General features: G+C 69.8%; 24 protein-coding genes. 8 read left to right on the forward strand and 16 right to left on the reverse strand.

What is annotated here, in order from left to right:
* Positions 1-12: 12 nt before the first annotated feature.
* The 5 genes from AC1RL8_RS12190 to ylqF form a co-directional block, all read right to left on the reverse strand.
* Positions 13-1,419: an ABC transporter permease subunit gene (locus AC1RL8_RS12190; protein WP_492684395.1), complete on the reverse strand. Its 1,407-nt coding sequence runs from the start codon at positions 1,417-1,419 to the stop codon at positions 13-15.
* Positions 1,420-1,423: 4 nt separating this feature from the next.
* Entirely contained in the window at positions 1,424-2,128 is a 705-nt protein-coding gene (locus AC1RL8_RS12195; protein ID WP_062476970.1) for an ABC transporter ATP-binding protein, read from the reverse strand.
* Positions 2,129-2,248: 120 nt separating this feature from the next.
* Positions 2,249-2,398: a type B 50S ribosomal protein L36 gene (ykgO, locus tag AC1RL8_RS12200; protein ID WP_013542562.1), complete on the reverse strand. Its 150-nt coding sequence runs from the start codon at positions 2,396-2,398 to the stop codon at positions 2,249-2,251.
* A gap of 104 nt (positions 2,399-2,502) precedes the next feature.
* Positions 2,503-2,967 carry a Fur family transcriptional regulator gene (locus AC1RL8_RS12205; protein ID WP_307587555.1) on the reverse strand — a complete coding sequence of 155 codons (465 nt, stop codon included), beginning with the start codon at positions 2,965-2,967 and terminating at the stop codon, positions 2,503-2,505.
* Positions 2,968-3,021: 54 nt separating this feature from the next.
* Complete coding sequence (gene ylqF, locus AC1RL8_RS12210) at positions 3,022-3,999, reverse strand: ribosome biogenesis GTPase YlqF (protein WP_492684396.1); 978 nt, start codon at positions 3,997-3,999, stop codon at positions 3,022-3,024.
* A 216-nt stretch (positions 4,000-4,215) separates the two neighbouring features.
* Here ylqF and bamE point away from each other — a divergent pair, with 216 nt between their 5' ends.
* The 3 genes from bamE to AC1RL8_RS12225 all read left to right on the forward strand — a co-directional run bounded on the left by bamE (position 4,216) and on the right by AC1RL8_RS12225 (position 5,876).
* Entirely contained in the window at positions 4,216-4,818 is a 603-nt protein-coding gene (gene bamE, locus AC1RL8_RS12215) for an outer membrane protein assembly factor BamE domain-containing protein (protein ID WP_492684397.1), read from the forward strand.
* Between the two features lie 160 nt (positions 4,819-4,978).
* The gene (locus tag AC1RL8_RS12220) at positions 4,979-5,407 is read left to right on the forward strand and encodes a CBS domain-containing protein (protein WP_307587549.1); all 429 of its coding nucleotides are present in this window, start codon (positions 4,979-4,981) and stop codon (positions 5,405-5,407) included.
* Between the two features lie 106 nt (positions 5,408-5,513).
* The gene (locus AC1RL8_RS12225; RefSeq protein ID WP_062476985.1) at positions 5,514-5,876 is read left to right on the forward strand and encodes an HPF/RaiA family ribosome-associated protein; all 363 of its coding nucleotides are present in this window, start codon (positions 5,514-5,516) and stop codon (positions 5,874-5,876) included.
* Positions 5,877-5,888: 12 nt separating this feature from the next.
* On the opposite strand, the gene AC1RL8_RS12230 is transcribed toward AC1RL8_RS12225, so the two are convergent.
* The 7 genes from AC1RL8_RS12230 to AC1RL8_RS12260 all read right to left on the reverse strand — a co-directional run bounded on the left by AC1RL8_RS12230 (position 5,889) and on the right by AC1RL8_RS12260 (position 11,224).
* Entirely contained in the window at positions 5,889-6,353 is a 465-nt protein-coding gene (locus AC1RL8_RS12230) for a MerR family transcriptional regulator (protein ID WP_492684398.1), read from the reverse strand.
* Positions 6,343-6,759, reverse strand: a complete 417-nt coding sequence (locus AC1RL8_RS12235) for a nuclear transport factor 2 family protein (protein ID WP_070062565.1) — start codon at positions 6,757-6,759, stop codon at positions 6,343-6,345. Before AC1RL8_RS12235 ends, AC1RL8_RS12230 begins: the two co-directional genes overlap by 11 nt.
* 104 nt (positions 6,760-6,863) lie before the next feature.
* Positions 6,864-7,790, reverse strand: coding sequence for an SDR family NAD(P)-dependent oxidoreductase (locus AC1RL8_RS12240; RefSeq protein WP_492684399.1), 927 nt, complete (start codon positions 7,788-7,790; stop codon positions 6,864-6,866).
* 122 nt (positions 7,791-7,912) lie between these two features.
* The gene (locus tag AC1RL8_RS12245) at positions 7,913-8,293 is read right to left on the reverse strand and encodes a response regulator transcription factor (protein ID WP_307696152.1); all 381 of its coding nucleotides are present in this window, start codon (positions 8,291-8,293) and stop codon (positions 7,913-7,915) included.
* 152 nt (positions 8,294-8,445) lie between these two features.
* The gene (gene gshA, locus AC1RL8_RS12250; RefSeq protein ID WP_139706532.1) at positions 8,446-10,002 is read right to left on the reverse strand and encodes a glutamate--cysteine ligase; all 1,557 of its coding nucleotides are present in this window, start codon (positions 10,000-10,002) and stop codon (positions 8,446-8,448) included.
* Between the two features lie 165 nt (positions 10,003-10,167).
* The gene (locus AC1RL8_RS12255; protein WP_159270917.1) at positions 10,168-10,485 is read right to left on the reverse strand and encodes a putative quinol monooxygenase; all 318 of its coding nucleotides are present in this window, start codon (positions 10,483-10,485) and stop codon (positions 10,168-10,170) included.
* A 76-nt stretch (positions 10,486-10,561) separates the two neighbouring features.
* On the reverse strand, positions 10,562-11,224 hold the full coding sequence (locus tag AC1RL8_RS12260; protein ID WP_492684400.1) for an alpha/beta hydrolase: 663 nt from the start codon (positions 11,222-11,224) through the stop codon (positions 10,562-10,564).
* 176 nt (positions 11,225-11,400) lie between these two features.
* Between AC1RL8_RS12260 and AC1RL8_RS12265 the strand changes: the two genes are divergently transcribed.
* Together AC1RL8_RS12265 and AC1RL8_RS12270 are read left to right on the forward strand one after the other, a co-directional pair.
* Positions 11,401-11,880 (forward strand): Fur family transcriptional regulator, encoded by a 480-nt coding sequence (locus tag AC1RL8_RS12265; RefSeq protein ID WP_062477006.1) that lies wholly within the window; start codon positions 11,401-11,403, stop codon positions 11,878-11,880.
* Positions 11,881-11,897: 17 nt separating this feature from the next.
* Entirely contained in the window at positions 11,898-12,551 is a 654-nt protein-coding gene (locus tag AC1RL8_RS12270) for an FMN-binding negative transcriptional regulator (RefSeq protein WP_492684401.1), read from the forward strand.
* 13 nt (positions 12,552-12,564) lie between these two features.
* On the opposite strand, the gene zigA is transcribed toward AC1RL8_RS12270, so the two are convergent.
* Positions 12,565-13,758 (reverse strand): zinc metallochaperone GTPase ZigA, encoded by a 1,194-nt coding sequence (gene zigA / locus AC1RL8_RS12275; RefSeq protein ID WP_492684402.1) that lies wholly within the window; start codon positions 13,756-13,758, stop codon positions 12,565-12,567.
* A 110-nt stretch (positions 13,759-13,868) separates the two neighbouring features.
* On the opposite strand from zigA, the gene AC1RL8_RS12280 reads away from it, so the two are divergent.
* Both AC1RL8_RS12280 and AC1RL8_RS12285 read left to right on the forward strand, forming a co-directional pair.
* The gene (locus tag AC1RL8_RS12280; RefSeq protein ID WP_492684403.1) at positions 13,869-14,285 is read left to right on the forward strand and encodes a hypothetical protein; all 417 of its coding nucleotides are present in this window, start codon (positions 13,869-13,871) and stop codon (positions 14,283-14,285) included.
* Between the two features lie 23 nt (positions 14,286-14,308).
* Entirely contained in the window at positions 14,309-14,887 is a 579-nt protein-coding gene (locus AC1RL8_RS12285; protein WP_492684404.1) for a GNAT family N-acetyltransferase, read from the forward strand.
* Positions 14,888-14,889: 2 nt separating this feature from the next.
* Here AC1RL8_RS12285 and AC1RL8_RS12290 read toward each other — a convergent pair whose 3' ends face one another.
* Positions 14,890-15,801, reverse strand: coding sequence for an SDR family oxidoreductase (locus tag AC1RL8_RS12290; RefSeq protein ID WP_492684405.1), 912 nt, complete (start codon positions 15,799-15,801; stop codon positions 14,890-14,892).
* 64 nt (positions 15,802-15,865) lie between these two features.
* Positions 15,866-16,738 carry a helix-turn-helix transcriptional regulator gene (locus AC1RL8_RS12295; protein ID WP_492684406.1) on the reverse strand — a complete coding sequence of 291 codons (873 nt, stop codon included), beginning with the start codon at positions 16,736-16,738 and terminating at the stop codon, positions 15,866-15,868.
* A gap of 92 nt (positions 16,739-16,830) precedes the next feature.
* Here AC1RL8_RS12295 and AC1RL8_RS12300 point away from each other — a divergent pair, with 92 nt between their 5' ends.
* On the forward strand, positions 16,831-17,490 hold the full coding sequence (locus AC1RL8_RS12300) for a glutathione S-transferase (RefSeq protein ID WP_492684407.1): 660 nt from the start codon (positions 16,831-16,833) through the stop codon (positions 17,488-17,490).
* Here the strand turns inward: AC1RL8_RS12300 and AC1RL8_RS12305 are convergent, their stop codons facing one another.
* On the reverse strand, positions 17,491-19,884 hold the full coding sequence (locus tag AC1RL8_RS12305) for a PepSY domain-containing protein (protein WP_492684408.1): 2,394 nt from the start codon (positions 19,882-19,884) through the stop codon (positions 17,491-17,493).
* Positions 19,885-19,907: the final 23 nt, after the last annotated feature.

A 19,907-nucleotide genomic window follows, 5' to 3' on the forward strand; every position in this document is an offset into this window, starting at 1 on the left:
TGGCATCCCCTCTCAGAGCGCGCGCTGGCGCAAGGTGGCGAAGGCCGCGAACGCCGCCGCGAGCAGCAGGCCGGCGCACAGCACGAGGAAGCTGCGCGCCTGGTGCCGCAGCGCCCACCCTGCGCCCGGCGGGTGGTAGTCGAAGGGCGGCACGGTGGCCCAGAGCTCGGGCGTGGCCTGGTAGGAAAAGTGGCGGTCGCCGAGCGGATCGGCATGCGCCACGAGGTCCTTGCTCATCAGGTCCTGGATGTTGCGGCGGTGCAGTTCGGCGGCCGTGGTGAAGCGCCGGTGGTGCGAGAAGTCGGTGCCCGCCATGCCCATCGAGAAGCTGCGCACCGCGAGCAGCGGCAGCAGCAGGCCGCTCCACTCCTGCACCTTTTGCTGCTGCTCCCAGGTGTCCCACAGGCGGCCGTAGTGGCGGTCGTACACGGGGTACGAGGCCTGGTCGTCCAGGCGCAGTGCGATGCCCCACTTGCTCAGCGGCACGTCGCGCCCCCAGCGCTCGGTGGTGCCGAAGTTCTGCTGCCAGACCTGGTTCGACACGGCCTTGAGTTCCGCGCCCAGCGCCTGGTTGAACGCCAGCCGCGTCGGGCTCGGGAACCAGGTGCGCGAGAGTTCGGACAGCACGCGCGGCGCCATCACGGCCTGCCCGATCCACAGCGCGAGCAGCACGGTGATCGCCATGCGCGAGGTGGACGACAGCGCCGACACGCCCAGCACCAGGCACACGAAGATGCCGAGGTAGACCGCGTAGCCCAGCGACCACGCGCCCAACCGCAGCAGCGCATCGACACGCCCGCCCGGCTCCGCGCCCACCGCCACCGCCACGGCCACGGCCGCGACCAGTGCCGCCGGCACCAGCAGCACCGCGAGCAGCGCCGACAGCGCGAGCGCCTTGCCGGCCAGCAGCCGCAGCGGCGCCACGCCCAGGCTCAACGTCTGGCGCAGGATGCCCTGCTCGCGCTCGCCCGCGAAGGCGTTGAAGCCCAGCACGATCACCAGCAGCGGGCCGAGCACCTGCAGGATCCAGCCGACCGACAGGTTGCCGAAGCGCTGCAGGCCGGTGGCGTCCTGCGCGGCGTTGAACTTGACCTCGCTCTGGCGGTGCGCCTGCAGCCACACGGTGCTGCCGATGTAGGGGTTGATGCCCGCGTCGACCATCGACAGCGGCGGCTCGGGCTTGAAGGCGTGCATGCCCTGGTGCGCGGCGTCGTGCGGATGGCGCTTGTCCTGGTGCAGCCAGTCGCGGTAGTCCATGGCCTGCGCGGCCACCTGCTCGGCATGTGCGCCGCGCTGGTGCGCCCAGCCGACGGCCAGCGCGGTGAAGAGCAGCACGGCCACGAGCCCACCGGCCCAGTACAGGCGGCCGTCGCGCAGGCGTTCGGTGAATTCGCGTCGGGCGATCCAGCGCATCGTCATCGGGTCAGGCCCTCATGTGTTGCAGGTAGAGGGACTGCAGGTCGGTCTGGCCGATCTGCGCGCCGTCGAGGCTTTCGACCAGCCGGCCGCGCTTCATGATCCCGACGCGCGTGGCGGTCTGCTGCGCATGGAACAGGTCGTGCGTGGTGGTGAGCACGGCCACGCCGCGGTCGGCCGCGCGGCGCAGCAGGTCGGAGAACTCGGCCGCGGCATGCGGGTCGAGCCCCGAGGTGGGCTCGTCGAGCAGCAGCGCCTTGGCCTCTTTGGCCAGCGCCACCGCGATCCACACCTTCTGGCGCATGCCCTTCGAATACATGCTGACGCGCTTGTCGGCGGCGGCGTGGTCGAGCCCCACCTCGGTCATCAGCGCGAGCAGGCGTTCGCGCGGCAGTTCGTGGCCCAGCGCCAGGCCGGCGAAGAAGCGCAGGTTCTCCAGGCCCGAGAGCGTGCCGTACAGCGTGACCTGCTCGGGGATGTACGCCACGTCCTGCTTGGTCGCGACCGGGTGGCGCGTGACGTCGGTGCCGTTGATCTGCACCGTGCCGTCGGTCGGCGCGATGAAGTTCAGGAACAGGTTGATGGTCGTCGTCTTGCCCGCGCCGTTGGCACCCAGCAGGCAGTAGATGTCGCCGCCGCGGATGTCGAGGTCGAGGCGATCGAGCGCGGTGTGCGCGCCGTAGCGTTTGGTGAGGCCGGAGGCTCGGAGCATGGCGGAGGGATTCCGATGGAAGGAAGAAGGAAAGGAAAGACGCGCGCAGGCACGCCCCGGCGTGGGCACGCCGATGCGGTCATCGAGGGGGAATGGAGGCGGCAGCGGTGCCGCCGCGCGTCAGCGCTTGTTCTTGTTCTTTGCGCCGCCTTGCCGCGCCTTGAAGCGCGGGTTGGACTTGCAGATGACGTAGGTGCGGCCGCGCCGCGTCACCACCTGGCAATCGCGGTGACGCTTCTTGGCTTCCTTGAGCGAGGACAGGACTTGCATGGACGTGGCCGGGGAGTTCGTTCGGACACGCGAATATACGTTATTGCGAATTCATTCTCAATAACTTTGTTGACCTTTCCCCGGCACCCCGGGGCCCGCCGTCTTCAGTGCGGCGGGTGCGCCTTCGGCGCTTTCGCGCCGGCGTCGACACAGGCCGCGCACAGGCCATGCAGCGTGACCTCGTGGTGCGTCACCTGGAAGCCCTTGGGGGCCAGGTCGTGCATCGGCCCCGGGCAGGCGTGCAGCAGGAACACCTGGCCGCAGTGCGAGCAATGGAAGTAGTGATGGTGGTGGTGCCCTGCATCGCCACCTTCGCTGGCGCCGTGCGAATGGTGGTCGTGTGGATCAGCCTTGCAGGCCACTTCATAGCGCGCCGGTTCGCCCGGCAGCTCGACCTTGGCGATCTCGCCGTCGGCCAGCAGCAGCGAGACCTGGCGGTACACCGTCGACAGGCTGATCTCGGGCACGATGGCCCGTGCGTGTTCGAGGATTTCGGGGGCGGTCAGCACGCGACCGGCGTCGCTGAAGGCGGAGAAAACGGCGTTGCGCTGGCGCGTGAGACGTTGCATGTCTCGATGATAGGGGCGGCCCGCGCAGCCTTCAGCGAGCCGCGCGCAAGACCTTCACGCGTCGGCCGTTGGGCCGCCGTCTGCGTCGGGCGCCTCGGGCTTGGCCTTGCCCTTCTTGCCGCGCGCCGCCTTCTTCGCGGCGCGCTCGGCATCGGCGCGCTGGCCGGCGGCCAGCCACTGCGCGAACTCCTCGGGCGTCTCGAGCGTGATGCGCCCCAGGTTGCCGGCGCGGAACTCGTGCATCACGATCTCGGCGGCCTTCTGCAGGTTGACCTTGCCCTTGCCCAGCAGCGCGCCGCGCTTGCGGCCGATGGTGTCGAGGACGTCTTCGTCCTTCATGCCGGCCAGGGTGGCGGCGTCGAGCTCGACGAGCTTGAAGCGCGCGACGATGCCCTCGGCGTAGTTCGCCTTGAGGTAGTCGAGCAGCTCCAGCGCCACTTCTTCTTCATCGAAGGCGTTGCGCCCCACCGCGCCGCTGGCCGCGAGGTTGTAGCCGCTCTTGGGCACGATGATGCGCGGCCACAGCATGCCGGGCGTGTCCCACAGGTAGAAGTCGTCGGCCAGCGTGATGCGCTGCTCGAGCTTGGTGATGCCGGCCTCGTCGCCGGTCTTGGCCTTGCGCCCGCCGGTGAGCGTGTTGATGAGGGTCGACTTGCCCACGTTGGGAATGCCGCAGATCAGCACGCGCATCGGCTTGGCCATGCCGCCGCGGTTGGGCGACAGCTCGTGGCAGGCGCGCACGATGCGCTGCGCGGGCATGGTCAGGCTGGCATCGAGCGCGATGGCGCGGGTGTCGGGCAGCGCGTTGTAGTGCGCCAGCCAGGCCTCGGTGCGCACGGGGTCGGCCAGGTCCTGCTTGTTGAGCACCTTCAGCGTGGGCCGGCCGGCCGTGAGCTCGGCCAGCATCGGGTTGGCGCTGGAGCCGGGCAGGCGCGCGTCGAGCAGTTCGATCACCACGTCGATGTCCTTCACCCGTTCGGTGATGGCCTTCTGGGTCGAATACATGTGACCGGGGAACCACTGGATCGCCATCGATGGATGCTCTTTCTTTCGCGCTGTCTGGAAGGGGACCGGCCTCGCAGGCCGGGTGCGCATTGTGAACCGGGAAACGGACCGATTCCTCGTTGCTGCGCTTTTGATAGCACCAACTGGCGTATTCACTGGCTTGTTGGCCGCCAGATCACCCCTAGAATCCGCGCGCTGCGCCTGCAGCCGTTTCAAAAAGTCACACCGAGGGAGATCCTTTTCATGGTCCAGCGCCTTGCCGCCGCCGCCCTGCTCGCGGCCACCACCATCCTGTCCGCCACCGCGGTGCACGCCCAGCGCCCGTCGCCCCCGCCCGGTCCGCTGACCGACGGTTTCCTGTGCTGCAACATGCGCACCTACGGCGACTCGATCAGCGACATCAACTACGACGAGCAGGGCACGAGCATCGTCCCCGTGGGCACGCCGGCGCGCATCACGGCCTACGACTTCCGCTTCTTCAACCTCGATCTCGCGGGCAAGCCCCAGCGCATCAAGAACGACTACAGCCGCAACATCACGCTGATCGACTTCGCCAAGCGCTACGTGGTCACCGAAGACCCCAAGCGCAAGATCGCAAGCTTTCCACCCGCGATGGGCGCCGCCATCCTCGCGGGCAAGGTGATGCCGGGCATGACGCGCGAACAGGTGCTGATGGCACTGGGCTACCCGGTGGCCAGCGAGAACCCGAGCCTGGACGCGCCGGTGTGGCGCTACTGGCGCGACAGCTGGTCGGAGTTCCAGGTGAACTTCGATGCGCAGGGCCTCGTGAAGGACGTCGCGGGCAATGCCGTGGCGCTGAGCCGCGTGCTCGCCGCCGCGCCCTGAGCACCCTTGATCATCCCCGGGTTCGTGTGCGCGGCGTGACACGCGCAACACCCGGGAGGGTTTTGCATCGCGAAGGGCGATTCCGCCCCTATGATTTGTCCGAAGCACGGCGCCGCCACGTGCGTCGGCCGGATCGAAACCCCTGAATGGAGTGCCTGCGATGAAACCCGTCTCCGAACTGCTCAAGCGCCACGATTCCGCCGCCTGGCGCACCTCGCCCGACACCAGCGTGTTCGACGCGCTGGCCACGCTGGCGCATTTCGAAGTGGGCGCGCTCATGGTGATGGACGGCGAGAAGCTCGTGGGCTTTTTGTCCGAGCGCGACTACACCCGCAAGGTGGCGCTGCAGGGCAAGAATTCGAAAGAGATGAAAGTCTCCGAGATCATGACGCCCGACGTGATGACCGTCACCCCGCAGACCCAGACCCACGCCTGCATGGCGCTCATGAGCCAGCGCAAGTTCCGCCACCTGCCCGTGGTCGACGGCGACAAGGTGGTCGGCATGATCTCGATTCAAGACCTGATGGACGACATCATTTCCGAGCACGAGCAGACCATCACCCAGCTGACCAGTTACATCCAGAGCTGAGCACGCTGCCATGCCCCCGGGAAAAAGGGGCAACACACCTACGCGCAGGGGCACTCTTTCGGGTGCACAGTGAAGGCTCGTTCACCATCCAGCAGGGACATACGCAATGCAGATCCAGGTCAACACGAGCAATGGCATCACCAACAAGGACACGCTGGAGCGCTGGGCAGACACCGAGATCAAGCAGCACCTGAGCCGTTTCGTCGAAGACGTGACGCGCGTCGAGGTGCACCTGAGCGACGAGAACCACGACAAGGCCGGCGGCGGCGACAAGTGCTGCGTGATGGAAGCGCGCCTGGCGCACCACCAGCCGCTCGCGGTGACACAGCACGCCACCAGCCTCGACGAGGCCTTCCGCGGCGCGGCCGACAAGCTCAAGCGCCTGCTCGACAACACGCTGGGCCGCCTCAACAACCACCGCGCCCGCGATTCGATCCGCCGCGACGGCGAGGGCTTCGTCGCCGAATAGTCGAGTCGAAGCTCAGCGCGCCGGCTTGCGCTTCGGCGCGGGCAGGCGCTGCGGCATTTCCACCGGAATGAGCGGCGGGCGCCGCCCGTCGGCCATCCAGGCGTCGTAGAAATCGATCTTGCGATCGACCAGCGACAGCGCCTGCTGCCAGTCGGCGATCGTCTGGTGCACGCGCGCGCGGTGCGCCTCGAGCAGGTCGCGCCGCTGGCGCAGCGTGGCCTTGCCCTGCAATGCGAGCGCCGTGTAGTCGCGCATCTCGGCAATCGACATGCCGGTGCGGCGCAGCCGGTCCATCAGGTCGAGCCAGCCCACATGCAGCTCGCCGTACACGCGCCGCCCGCCCGCATCGCGCGCCACGCCGGGCACCAGGCCCTGCGATTCGTACCAGCGGATGGCATGCACCGTGCGGCCCGTGCGCGCGGCCAGTTCGCCGATGTGGAACGACGGCGTGGCAGCAGCGGCGAGGTCAGCCGGCATGGGCGGTCGGCGCGTCGAGCGCCCGCTCGACCAGCGCGGTGTCGAAGTACTCGGTCAATGCCTTCACCTGGCCTCCTTCGAGTCGGTAGACGTAGCAATAGCGGTTGTTGTAGCGCTTGCCGGCCTTGGTGGGAACGTCGCCGCTGAACAGCACCACCACGCGGTCGCCTTCCGCAATGATGCATTCGGTCTTGCTCACATAGGGCCCCGCGAACTGCCCGAACAGCGGCTTGATCAGCTCTTCGCGGATCGCCTGCTTGCCCTGGTAGGTGCGCGACCAGGGCGTGCTGCCTTCCAGCGTCCAGCTGGCGTCGTCGGCCAGGCTGTCGATGAAGGCCTGGCCGTTGCCCTTGTCCAGCTCCGCGTGGATGCGCTGGACCAGGGCCTTGTTGTCGATCGTGTGCATGGCGTGATTTCCTTGGATGAATGAAGACACCGGACATCCGGTGAATTCATTGGAAATGCTCGAGTGCGCTCGAAGTCAAGCGCCATGCACCGAGTGACGAAAGTTCAGCCCCGGCCGGCGTTCGCCTGGCCCTTGGCGACTTCGTTCGCGCCCTGGGCGGCGCCGCTCTGCGGCACGGCCTCGCCCTCGCGCGCGGTCACTTCCGACAGGCGCGCGGCCAGCTGCTCGGGCGTGTCGGCGGCAATGCCCAGCCAGGCGCCCTGCGTGAGCGTGATGTGGGCGGCCTCGAAGGTGCCGGCGCCGGCGCAGAGGATGGTGCGGTTGGGCGCGTCCTGCGCGGCCAGCACCAGCATCGCGGGCACCACGGCCTCGGGGCGGAAGGCCTCGAGCATGTCCTTGGGGAACAGGTCTTCCGTCATGCGCGTGGCGGCGGTGGGCGCCAGGCAGTTCACGCGGATGTCGTTCTTGGCGCCTTCGATGCTCAGCGTTTGCATGAGGCCCACCAGCGCCAGCTTGGCGGCGCCGTAGTTGCTCTGGCCGAAGTTGCCGTACAGGCCCGACGACGAGGTGGTCATCACGATGCGGCCGTACTTCTGCTCGTTCATGAGCGCCCAGACGGCCTTGGTGCAGTTCACGGCGCCCATCAGGTGCACGTCGACCACGAGCTTGAAATCGTCCAGCTCCATCTTGGCGAAGCTCTTGTCGCGCAGGATGCCGGCGTTGTTCACCAGGATGTCGACGCGGCCCCAGGCGTCGACCGCCTGCTTGACCATGGCCTGCACGGCCTCGAAGTCGGTCACCGAGGCGCCGTTGGCCATGGCTTCGCCGCCGGCCGCCTTGATCTCGTCGACCACCGCCTGCGCGGCGCTGACCGAGCCGCCCGAGCCGTCGCGCGCGCCGCCCAGGTCGTTGACCACCACCTTGGCGCCGCGCGCCGCCAAGGCCAGCGCATGCTGGCGGCCCAGGCCGCCGCCCGCGCCGGTCACGATGGCCACGCGGCCCTGGAAGTCGATGGAGGTGCTGTTGCTCATGAGGTCTCTGCTCGCTGTCTGAACGGTGTGGGTCGGTGTTGGTGAGGGTTGCCAATTGACAACAACCCAACGTTTTACCTCAGTTCCCCGCCCCGTTCGCCGCCGGGCGCCCCCGGCGGGAGTCACCCATGCGACGGCTGGACCGTGGCGCAGTACGCCACCAGCTGGTCGAGTTCGGCCGATTTGTCGAAGAAGGCATCGGCACCCAGCTGCTGCGAGCGCAGGCGCATGTCGGCGGTGGCGTAGTTGCTGAGCACCACCACCTTCTGGTGCGGCGAGCGCTGGCGGCAGGCGTTCAGCACGGCCAGGCCGTTGCCGCGCTGCAGGAACAGGTCGACGATGGCCAGGTCCCAATCGCTCTTGTGATCGCGCAGCCATTCGAGCGCTTCGTCGGCGGTGCTGGCCGAGGCGATCACGTGCGCATCGACCACGTCCTCGAGAAAGTCGACTAGGTTCTCGCGGATCACCGGACTGTCCTCGACCAGGTAGGCATGGAGCGTCATGGTGGGTGTCTCGGGTCCGGAGATTGGCAGCGCATGGCACCATCTTCCGGGATGGCCGCCGGGCCGCGGTGAGCCGGACAGGCCAATGGCTGTAGGCCATCGGCCAGCGGCGCTGTCGGCATGCGCCGGCCGGCGCCGCCGGGGTGGCCTTCTCAGGCCGCGACCGGCAGGCGGCCGGGGGCCATGCCCAGGCGCGCCGGCGAGACGTACTGCTCGCGGTAGATCTCGAAGGGCATGGTGTCGGCCGCCTCGATGCGCTTTTGCGCCTGGATCGACTCGGCCGTCATCTGCTCGAACCCGGCCTGCTGCGCGGCCGTGAACGGCAGCGCCAGCAGCGCGGCGCGGGTCTGCTCCGACTGGGCGCGCACGAAGCCGACGAAGGAGTTGCCGTGCTGCTGCTCGATGGCTGCGAGCACGCGGGCCGAGGGCAGGCTGTCGGGGTTCTCGAGGCCGGCCTTCGCGGCGCGCACGGCATCGACGTGCTGCGTGCCGCCCTGCGCCGCATCGAGCGCGGCGGCAATCGGCAGGCACTGCTCGACCAGCTCCAGGCCCCAGTCGGTGAGCGCGACCTCGCGCCCGTCGCGGCGCAGCTTCAGCCCCGGCTCGCGGCCGCGCGCGGCCGTGAGGTGCTGGTTCTGCGCCAGGTCGGCGATTTCTTGCGGCGTGTCGTCGGGGCTGTCGTTCAGCAGGCAGTGCAGCAGGAACACGTCGATGAAGCGCATGGTCTGCGCATTGATGCCGACGGTCTCGAAGGGGTCGAGGTCCATCAGGCGCACCTCGACATACTCCACGCCGCGCTCGCGCAGCGCATGCAGCGGGCGCTCGCCGGAGTGGATGACACGCTTGGGGCGGATCGTGCCGTAGAACTCGTTCTCGATCTGCAGCAGGCTGGTGCCCAGCTGGTTGTAGTCGCCGCCCAGGTTGCGGATGCCGATGGCCTCGTAGGCCGGCCACGGGCGCGTGAGCGCGTCCTGCAGAGAGGCGCCGTAGCCCTCCAGGCTGTTGTAGCTCACGGCCAGCGAGGCCTGCGCCTCGCTCTGGTAGCCCAGGCGGCCCATGCGCAGCGAGGTGCCGTGCGGCATGTACATGCTGCCGTCGCCCAGCGGCTGCAGCTCGTGCGGGCGGCCCGCGACAAAGCTCGAACACAGGGCCGGCGAGGCGCCGAACAGGTACAGCAGCAGGAAGGCCTGGCGGCGGAAGTTGCGGATCAGCGCAAAGTACTCTTCGCTCGACACCTCCGGCAGCGACCAGTTGTAGTGGATGCCCGAAATGGTCTGCATGCGGCGGCCATAGCGGTGGCTCAGGCCCATGCGGTACACGCTCTTGGCGCGGCCCACGTTCGACGAGCCGTAGCGGCCGATCGGAATGGTCTCGTCGGTCGGCAGGCCGCAGGGCATGCTCGACACCCACAGGCGCTCGTCACCGAGCTGGTCGAGCACGCGGTAGGTGAACTGGTGCACCCGCGTGAGCTCTTCGAGCGCCGACTCCACGCCCGCGTGCACGCCCGTGATGAGTTCGAGCTGCGACTCGCTGAAGTCGGTCGTGATGTGCGGATGCGTAAGCGCCGAGCCCAGCGCCAGCGGATGCGGCGTGAGGGCCAGCTTGCCGTCAGGCAACGCGCGCAGGCTTTCCTTCTCGATGCCGCGACGCATTCCCTTCAATCGCGCGGCCGGGAGTGCACCCAGCCTCTCCTGCAATCTGTTGCTCATGTTCTTATGACCCATCAATCTTCTGTGGGGCTGGAAGGTAGCACGGGCGGACAGGCACTGCTGAAGCAGGGAATCCCGCATCCGGCTATGCTGTTTTTCGCTACCATTTTCATAGCTACCCTCGCACGCACCACGCGCGTTCTGGCACCGAAGTGCACTTGGAATTCAGGCCTTGGCGCGGCCCGCCGACAGGTCGATCTCTTCCGACTGGTAGACATGGATCGACGGCACGCCGTCGGCCATGGCCGCGAGCGCCTTGCCGAAAGCGCGCGACGCATCGACGCGAAAGTGCGCCTGCAGCGCCGCCATGTCGCTCCAGCGCTCCACGAAGGTGAGCTGCAGCGGGTCTTGCACGTCGGTCGTGACGTCATGCGAGATGCAACCGGGCTCGGCGCGCGAGCGCAGCACGTGTTCCACGCTGATGGCCAGCATCGCCTGCAGGGTGTCGGCCTTTGCCAGCGCGTGTCCGATGACCAGGATCATGGGGGTCTCCTTCTGTGCGTTCTTTCGGGGTGACAGGATCAGGATGGATGCGCGCGCGGCCCGGCGTGGCGGGCCTTCAGCCGAACACGCGCAGCAGGAAGTGGTTGAGGTCGGCGATCTCTTCCATGCAGACCGAGTGCGCCATGGCGTATTCGTGCCATTCGACCGGGTGGCCCAGCGCCACCAGCGCGTCGCGCGACTGTTCGGCGCGCGCCAGCGGCACCACCGGGTCCTGCCGGCCGTGCGCGAGGAACACGGGCGTGTCGTGGTTGGCGCCGTGGCGCTCGGCCGCCGTGGTCGCGGCGATCGGCAGGTAGCCCGAAAGGCCGACGATGCCGGCCAGCCGCTCGCCATGGCGCAGCCCCGTCATCAGCGCCATCGCGCAGCCTTGCGAGAAGCCGGCCACCACGATGCGATGGGCGGGGATGCCGCGGGCCTTTTCGTTGGCGATGAGGGCCTCGATGCTCGCCTGCGAGCGGCGCAGGCCGGCCTCGTCCTCGCGCGCCACCAGATCGGCCACCGCGATGTCGTACCAGGCGGGCATCTCGTAGCCGCCGTTGATGGTCACGGGAATGACGGGCGCGTTGGGGAACACGAAGCGCACCGGGCCCACCGCCGACAGGTCGAGTTCGCCGGCGATCGGCACGAAGTCGTTGCCGTCGGCACCCAGGCCGTGCATCAGGATCACCGAGGCGGTGGGGTTCGGGGCGGTTTCGATTTCGATGGGGGGACGGGACATGGTCAACGAAGGTATTCAGGAATGCGAATGCCCGGACCTTAGCGCATTCGGGCGACCCGGGCCGCGGCGAAACGGCCGGTTGGCTGACTTGCACCTCGCAACATCCGCGCCTTCGGGCCGCCCCGGCGCCCCTGACGGCACAAGGGAGCGCCGGATGCAACACAATGGCGTTTCGCATGAAGACCACCCCGAACCCGTCCCCGAAGACCTCGTCGCCCGGCCCCGCCTTCGACAGCGAGGCGCTGCTGCGCGGCAGCGGGCTGCGCGTGACGCGCGCCGCCCAGACCGTGCTCGAGCTGCTCGAACACGGCTCGCAGCCGCTGACCCACGAGGAAGTGGCCGCCGCCTACACCGCCGCCACGGGCGAGCCGCCCGACCGCGTCACGCTCTACCGCGTGCTCGACCGGCTGGTCGAGGCCGGCCTGTGCGACCGCCGCGTGGGCGCCGACCGGGTCAACCGCTTCGCGCGGCACGTCGACACCGCCTCGGGCAACACATTCGAATGCGACCAGTGCCACAAGGTGCTGGCGCTGCCTTCCGACCCCGAACTGCCCAAGGTGATGGGCCGCCTCGGCAAGGCGCTGCGCAAGCAGGGCATCGACACGCGGCACACGGCGCTCACGCTGCACGGCATGTGCGGCGACTGCGCCCGCTAGCGTCATCGCGCTGCGCGATGTACGTCTCCCGGCACCACCGCCAGCCCGACCTCGGCGCGAGCCACGCGCTGATCGACGCGCATCCGCTGGGCGCCTGGGTCGTGCCGGGCGCCGACGGGCTGGTCGCCAACCACCTGCCCTTTCTGCTCGACCGCTCGCGCGGCCCGTTCGGCACGCTGCTCGGCCACGTGTCGCGTGCCAATCCCGTGTGGCGCCAGCTCGATGCCGCGGCCCCTTCGGTCGTGATGTTCCAGGGGCCGCAGGCCTACATCACGCCCGGCTGGTACCCCGGCAAGGCCGAGCACGGCCAGGTGGTGCCGACCTGGAACTACGCCGTCGCACACGCGCACGGCATCGCGCGCGCCATCGACGACGAAGCCTGGCTGCTCGACCTGCTCGCGCGGCTGACCGCGGCGAACGAGGCCGGCCAACCCGTGCCCTGGCAGACCACGGACGCGCCCGAGACCTTCATCCGCAAGCTGGCGCGCGCTGTGGTGGGCATCGAGATCCCCATCGACCGCCTCGAAGGCAAGCTCAAGGCCAGCCAGGACGAAGCCCTGCAGGACCGTCAAGGCACCGTGCAGGGCCTGGCCGCCGTCGGCAGCGAGAACGCGTCGGCCATGGCGCGGCTGGTACAGCAGGCGATGCAGCCCGGCAGCGCCGGCGACTGAACCGCCCGCGCGCTCACACGTTCCACGACGGAAACGGATCGGGCAGGTTCTGCCACCACGACGGGCCGAAGCGCATCTCGTTGGGCGTGAGCAGGCAGGCATCGAGCCGCGCGCGCAGTGCGGCTTCGTCCATGCCGATGCCGATCAGCACCAGCTCCTGGCGCGCGTCGCCGGTGGCGTCGTCCCAGTTTTTGCGGATGAGTTCGAGCCCGTCGGGGTCGGTCGGCCAGTGCTCGCGCGGCACGGCCGCCCACCACAGGCCCGCCACGCCGTAGCGGCAGGCACCGCCGGCCTGCGACCACGCACCCGCGCGGGTCGGCCGGCTCGCGAGCCAGAAGAAGCCCTTGGAGCGCACCACGCCCTCCCACTCGCTCTGTACCAGGTCCCAGAAGCGTTGCGGATGGAACGGCAGGCGCGAGCGGTAGACGAAGCTGCGGATGCCGTAGGCCTCGCTCTCGGGCACATGCTCGCCGCGCAGCTCGGCCAGCCAGCCCGGCGCCTGCTCGGCCTGCTCGAAATCGAACAGGCCCGTGTCGAGCACGCGGTCGAGCGCGACGCGGCCGAACTCCGATTCCTCGATGCGCGCACGCGGGTTGAGGCTGCGCAAGATGGCCATCAACCCCTCGCGCTCCTGCGCCGTCACGAGGTCGGTCTTGTTGACCACGAGCACGTCGCAGAACTCGATCTGCTCGATCAGCAGGTCGACCACCGTGCGCGTGTCTTCGTCGCCCAGCGACTGGCCGCGCTGGCCCAGGCTGTCGGGCGAGCCGTAGTCGCGAAGGAAGTTGAAGGCATCGACCACCGTGACCATGGTGTCCAGCCGCGCCACGTCGGCCAGGCTCTGTCCGTCTTCGCCCGCGAAGGTGAAGGTCTCGGCCACGGGCAGCGGCTCGGAAATGCCGGTCGACTCGATCACGAGCTGGTCGAAGCGCCCTTCCTTGGCGAGCCGCTTCACCTCGATCAGCAGGTCTTCGCGCAGCGTGCAGCAGATGCAGCCGTTGCTCATCTCGACCAGCTTCTCGTCGGTGCGCGACAGCGCGGCGCCGCCTTCGCGCACCAGCGCCGCGTCGATGTTGACCTCGCTCATGTCGTTGACGATCACCGCCACGCGGCGGCCCTCGCGGTTGTGCAGGATGTGGTTGAGCAGCGTGGTCTTGCCGGCGCCCAGGAAGCCGGACAGCACGGTGACGGGAAGGCGATCGACCATGAGGGCAGGCTCCGTAGTTGCAACAGAATTGCATTATAGGGATTGACGCAACTCAGTTGCATTTCTTGCAAGCGTGGCCGACAGGCGCACGCTCGCCTACCATCCGGCACATGACCGATTTCTCTGCCTTCGTCGCCCCGCCGCCCTCCGACGCGCCGCATGCTGCCATCGTCGCCGCCGCGTCGGCCTGCCTCGACCGCTTCACGGCCGCGTTCAACGCCTCGGACACACGCGGCATGGACGCCGAGCTGCACTTTCCGCACACGATGCTCTCGGGCGCGCAGCGGCTCGACTGGCCCACGCCCGGCCGGCACCCGGTGGATTTCTTCGACACGCTCAAGGCCGGCGGCTGGGCGCGCACGCAGTACGAAAAGAAGGAGCCGGTGCTCGTGAGCCACGACAAGGTGCACTTCGTCGTGCACTACACGCGGCGCGATGCGGCCGGCGCGGTGCTCAGCACGCACGCCAACCTCTGGATCGTCGTGCAGGCCGAGGGACGCTGGGGCATCGCCCTGCGCTCGTACTGATCAAAAAACAAGGACCGTTTCCCATGTCCCTTTCCGCACTGCAGTTCGTCTGGCCGTCGCCTGAACATTTGCCCAGCTACATCGCCGCCCTGGAACGCGGCTGGTCGCCCAACAACCTGCGCGCCGAAGCCAGCCGCGAAGAGCTGGCGCTGATCCGCGCCGACCCCGACGGCTTTCTCGCCGGCCTCGTCGACCGCGAGGCCAAGGGCCCGCCCATCGCGCTGCCCACCGGCGGCACCGTGCCGCGGCTGCCGGGCTACCGGCGCTGGCTGTGGGACGGCGAGTTCTGCGGCAGCATCCAGCTGCGCTGGCAACCGGGCACCAACGCCCTGCCTTCGTACTGCCTGGGCCACATCGGCTACGGCGTGGTGCCGTGGAAAAGCGGCCGGGGCTATGCCACCGCCGCGCTGCGCGCGCTGCTGCCCGATGCGCGCGCCATCGGCCTGAACCACGTCGAGATCACGACCAGCCCCGACAACCTCGCCTCGCAGCGCGTGATCCGCGCCAACGGCGGCGTGCTGGTCGAGGAGTTCATCACCGAGCCCGGGCTCGGCGGCGCGCCCGAGCTGCGCTTTCGCATCGACGTGCGCGAACTCGGCTGACGCTACATCTCGAACGCCTCGACCTGCCGCCCGTCGATGTCGGTGAAGCCGTAGGCACGCGCGAGGTCGGCCACGCGCAGCACCTGGCCGGTCTTGTCGAGCACCTGCGCATCGGCCGCCAGCGCGGCCACGGCGCGGCCCAGGTAGCGCGGCGATTCGGTGCGCGCCAGCGCGGGGCGCTCCTGCCAGTGCGCCTCGTCGGTCTTGTGGCCCGCGAGCACGAACTCGGTGCGCATCCAGCCCGGCGACACCGCCACCGAGGCCACGCCGTGCGGCTGCAGTTCCTGCGCGATGCCGAAGGCCAGCCGCGTCATCGATGCCTTGGCGAGGTCGTAGAACAGGTTGCCGCGCAGGTAGTGGCCGCGGTCCCAGAAGGTGGTGGTGACGATCAGGCCCTGCTTGCGCGCCACCATGCCCGGCGCGGCGCAGCGGCTGGCCACGAGGTGGTTGCGCACGCCGCGGTCGAACATCGAATCCCAGTTGGCGAGCGGGTGCTCCCAGAACGGCGCCTCGAAGACACCCGTGAAGCTTTCGTGGCCGCCCCAGGCGTTGTTCACGAGCAGGTCGAGCCGGCCCTGCTCGCGCTCGACGCGCGCGAACAGCGCCGCCACCTCGTCTTCCTTCGTGTGGTCGCAGGCCACGGCAATGCCGTGCCCGCCGAATTGCGTGACCTCGTCGGCGGTGTCGTCGATGGTGCCGGGCAAGGCGGCCAGTTCGGACAGGGCGAGCAGCTGCCCGTAGCTGTCGGCCGGCCGCGCGCGGGTGCTGCGCCCGGTCACGTACACGGTGGCGCCGGCCGCGCCCAGTTCCTGCGCGATGCCACGGCCCGCGCCGCGGCTGGCGCCGGTCACCACGGCCACGCGGCCCGCCAGCGGACGGTGCGCGGCGTCGGGGGTGGAGGGGGCTGCTGTCATGTGTCGTCGCTCCTTCGTTCGGTGAGGGTCCTTGGGCAGGACAAGCGGCCACGATAGGCCGGCCTCAGCGCGCCGTCTTGGAAGAAACCGAAACCCGGCGCCCGAGGAACTCTGTGGGCGTCACGCCGCACAGGGCGCGGAACTCGTTGACGAGGTGCGACTGGTCGTAGAACCCGTGGTCCAGCGCCATGTCGGCCCAGGCCGGCGCGCTGTGCAGGCGCAGTGCGCGCAGGCAGGCATGCAGCCGCGCCAGCCGGCCCCAGGCGCGCGGCGACAGCCCGACGTGTGCATGAAAGAGCTGCTGCAGCCGGCGCTCGCCCACGCCGACCGCCTGCGCCACCTCGCGCAATGCCTGGCGCCCGTCGGCGGCGGCGATGAGCCGTGCGGCGTGCATCGCGGCGGCCGACGGCGTGCCGTCGCCGGCTTTCTGCAGGCGCTTCACCAGGGCCTGTTGCAGCAGCTGCGCGCGTGCGGCATCGCCGCGCGCTTCGGCCATGCGTGCGAGCAGCGTCGTGCCCTCGCCGCCCCAGAGTTCGTCCAGGTGCACCGCGCGGCCCGCGATCTCGCCGGCCGGCACGCCCAGCAACGCCACCGCCGCGCCGGGACGCAGCGCCACCGACAGGCCTTCCACCGTGTCGCGCATCCGCACCACGGCGGGCGCGGCGAAGGCGCCGATGGCTTCGACCGCCTGCCCCGGTGCGTCGTCGGCCGAGGGCGCATCGCCGAAGTTGAAGACCAGCCGGATCGCGCCGTCGGGCAGCACGCGCTCGCGCACCTCGTGGCCGGGCGCGAAGGTCTCGCGGTACATCAGCAGGTGCGAGACATGCGACCGCAGGGCCGGCGCGATCGGCAGCACCTGCAGCGTGCCGTCGGGCACGCCCGACTCCGGCCCGTGCAGCGGGTCGTCGTGAAGCCGGAGGAAAAGGCGTTCGCCCATGGCGGTCGATTGTGAGGAAAAACCCGCCGCCGCGCGACCCGGCGGGCACGGGCCGACAATCGGCCAGCTCCCCCTGTCCACCTTTGGTTCGCATGCCCGATTCCGCCCTCCCCGTGCTCTATTCGTTCCGCCGCTGCCCCTATGCGATGCGGGCCCGGCTCGCGCTGGTGGCGAGCGAGCAGCGCTGCGCGCTGCGCGAGATCGAGCTGAAGCGAAAGCCCGCCGAGATGCTCACGGCCTCGCCCAAGGGCACTGTCCCCGTGCTGGTGCTCGACGGCGGCGCGGTGGTGCTGGAGCAAAGCCTGGACGTGATGCTGTGGGCGCTGCGCCGCCACGACCCGCTGCGCTGGCTGACGCCGGAGCGCGGCACGCTCGACGACCTGCTCGCGCTGGTGGCGGCCTGCGACAACGATTTCAAGCCGCTGCTCGACCGCTACAAGTACCCGGCGCGCTACCCCGCATCGGAAGGCTCCGCGCGCGACGACGGCGCGCGCTTCCTGCAAGGGCTCGAAGACCGGCTCGCGATGTCGGCGCAGCTGGCCGGCGCGCACGCCACGCTGGCCGATGCGGCGCTGATGCCTTTCGTGCGGCAGTTCGCGATGGTCGACGTGGCCTGGTTCGACGCCCAGCCCTGGCCGCGCCTGCTGGCCTGGCTCGCGGGCTGGACCGCATCGGACATGTTCGCGCGCATCATGACCAAGCACGCGCCGTGGCAGACGGGCGAACCGGGCGTGAGCTTTCCGCCCGTTTGATCAGTAGACGTCGCGGCGGTAGCGGCCCTCGGCGATGAGCGCGTCCATGCCGCTCTCGCCCAGCACCTCGGTGAGCGCCGCATCCACGCCCGGCGCCATGCCTTCGAGGCTGCCGCACACGAAGACGATCGCGCCCTCTTCGTCCACCCAATGCTTCAACGCTTCGGCGGCCTCTCGCAGGCAGTCCTGCACGTACACGCGCTGCGCCTGGTCACGCGAGTAGACGAAATCGGCGCGCGCCACGAGGCCGCCGGCCTGCCATGCCGCGACCTCGTCCGCGCCGAAGCCGTCGTGCGCCGCCTGCCGTTCGCCGAACACCAGCCAGTTGCGGCCGTGCCCTCGGCGCGCACGCTCGCGCAGCAGCGCGCGCAGGCCCGCAAAGCCCGAGCCGTTGCCGATGAAGATGCAGGGCCGCGCATCGTCGGGCAGCGCGAAGCCCGGGTTGGCGACGAGGCGCAGCGCGAGTTCCGTGCCCATGGGCGCGCCGACCGTGAGCCAGCCCGAGGCCACGCCCAGCCCGTTGTCGTGCCGTGCCTGCCGCACCAGCAGCTGGACGGCGCCGTCGGAAGGAATCGACGCGACCGAGTAGCTGCGCGGCGCGGGCGCCGGGGCGCCGTCGTCGTGCATCTGGCGCGGCACGATCTCGACCAGTGCGCCGGGCGTCCAGTTCATCGTGCCGCCATCGACGCGGCGCAGCTCGATCTCGAACAGCGGATCGCCCTGGCTGCCCGCATTGAGCAGGCGCCGGCCATCGAGCCGCCAGGCGTCGAAGGCCGGTGCGGTCGACACAGGCCACACGGCATCGCGCACCCCGAAGGTCTCGCGCAGCGCATCGTGCCAACGCGCGAGCGCCGCCGGGTCTTCGCCGTCCACCTCGATCATCGGGAACAGCGGCTGCGCCCCCTGGTTGTGCAGGTCGTGGTCGAGCTTGCGGCCGAAGCCGCAGAAGGTCGCGTAGTGGCGGTCGCCGAGCGCGAGCAGGCCATAGCGCAGGTGGCGCAAGCCCGGGCCGCTCTGCCGCGCGAACACGCGGGCAAAGGCGCGCGCGCTGTCGGGCGGGTCGCCCTCGCCAAAGCTGCTCGCCACCCACAGCACCTGCCGGAAATGCAGCAGCGCGTCAGCGCTCAGTGACGACACGGGCCGCACCACCGCCGCGACACCGGCCGCCTGCAACGCGCCGGCCGTCTGCAGCGCGAGGCGCTCGGCATGGCCGGTCTGGCTCGCGAAGGCGACCAGCACCTGGCCCGCATCGCCTGACGTAGCGGGCACGGCGACCGCATCGAGCCGCGCGCGCTCGGCGCGCACGGCCTTCGCGGTGCGGCGGCGGCCGAGGTACATCATCCAGCCGCTGATCGCGAACAGCGCGAGCCCCAGGCTCGTGAGCATCATCACGATGCGCCCCGGCAGGCCCCAGTAGGTGCCCATGTGCAGCGGGTAGATGCTGTTCACGAAGCGGCCCATGGGCGGCTTGTCGGCATAGCGTTCGTGGCGCAGCGTCTCGCCGGTCGCGGCCTGCAGGTACAGGCGGTTGCGCGCGCGCTCGTGCTCGGCATGCGTGCGCAGGTAGACGGCCTCCACCTGCGTGCCGTTGCGCGCGGGCAGCCGCAGCGTCACCTGGGTCCAGTCGCCCCCCGTGGTGTCGACGAAGGCTTGCCAGACGCGCGCCAGGTCGAGCGTCACCGGGGCATCGGCCGGCGCGCGTTCGGCACGCACCACGCGGCCTTCGCCGACCGCGCCGTCGACCGCCTTGCGCAAGCCGTCGAAGGCCCAGTACATGCCGGTGGTGGTCGACACCACGTAGGCCAGCAGCGCAACGGTGCCGACCACCGCATGCAGGTTCCACAGGAAGGCGCGACCACGCAACGCGAAGTCGATGCGCAGCCACTGGCGCCACGCGAAAGGCCGGCGCGGCCAGCGCAGGTACAGGCCCGAGAGCGCGAGCAGCAGCAACAGACCGGCCAGCGAGCCGGTGACGGGCTTGCCGTCGTCGCGCGGCAGCAGCAGCCAGCGGTGCAGCTCCTCGACGAACTCGAAGAAGTGCTCGCCCACCGGATCGGGCAGCAGCGCGCCGGTGGCGGGATCGGCGAAGCGCGTCTCGCCGCGCCGCTCACCGGGCGGCGGTGCGAACCCGATGCGCGCGGGGCGCCCGGGCTCGGTCGACACGGCGACGGTCGCGATGCGCCGCCCGGGCATCTCGGCCTGCACGCGCGCAACGAGCGCAGGCGGGGCCAATGCGGGCGCGGCCGAGGCCGCCGGGATCGGGTTCAGGAGGTCGGTGATCTCGGCGCGGAACGACAGCGTCGCCCCGCTCAGGCCGATGACGACCAGCACGCTGCCCGCCGTGATGCCGATGAACCAATGGATCTGGAACCAGACGCGACGCAGCAAAGCCATGAAAAACAGAAGAAAACGAGAAA

This window comes from Variovorax sp. GW822-FHT04E09 (assembly GCF_058800845.1).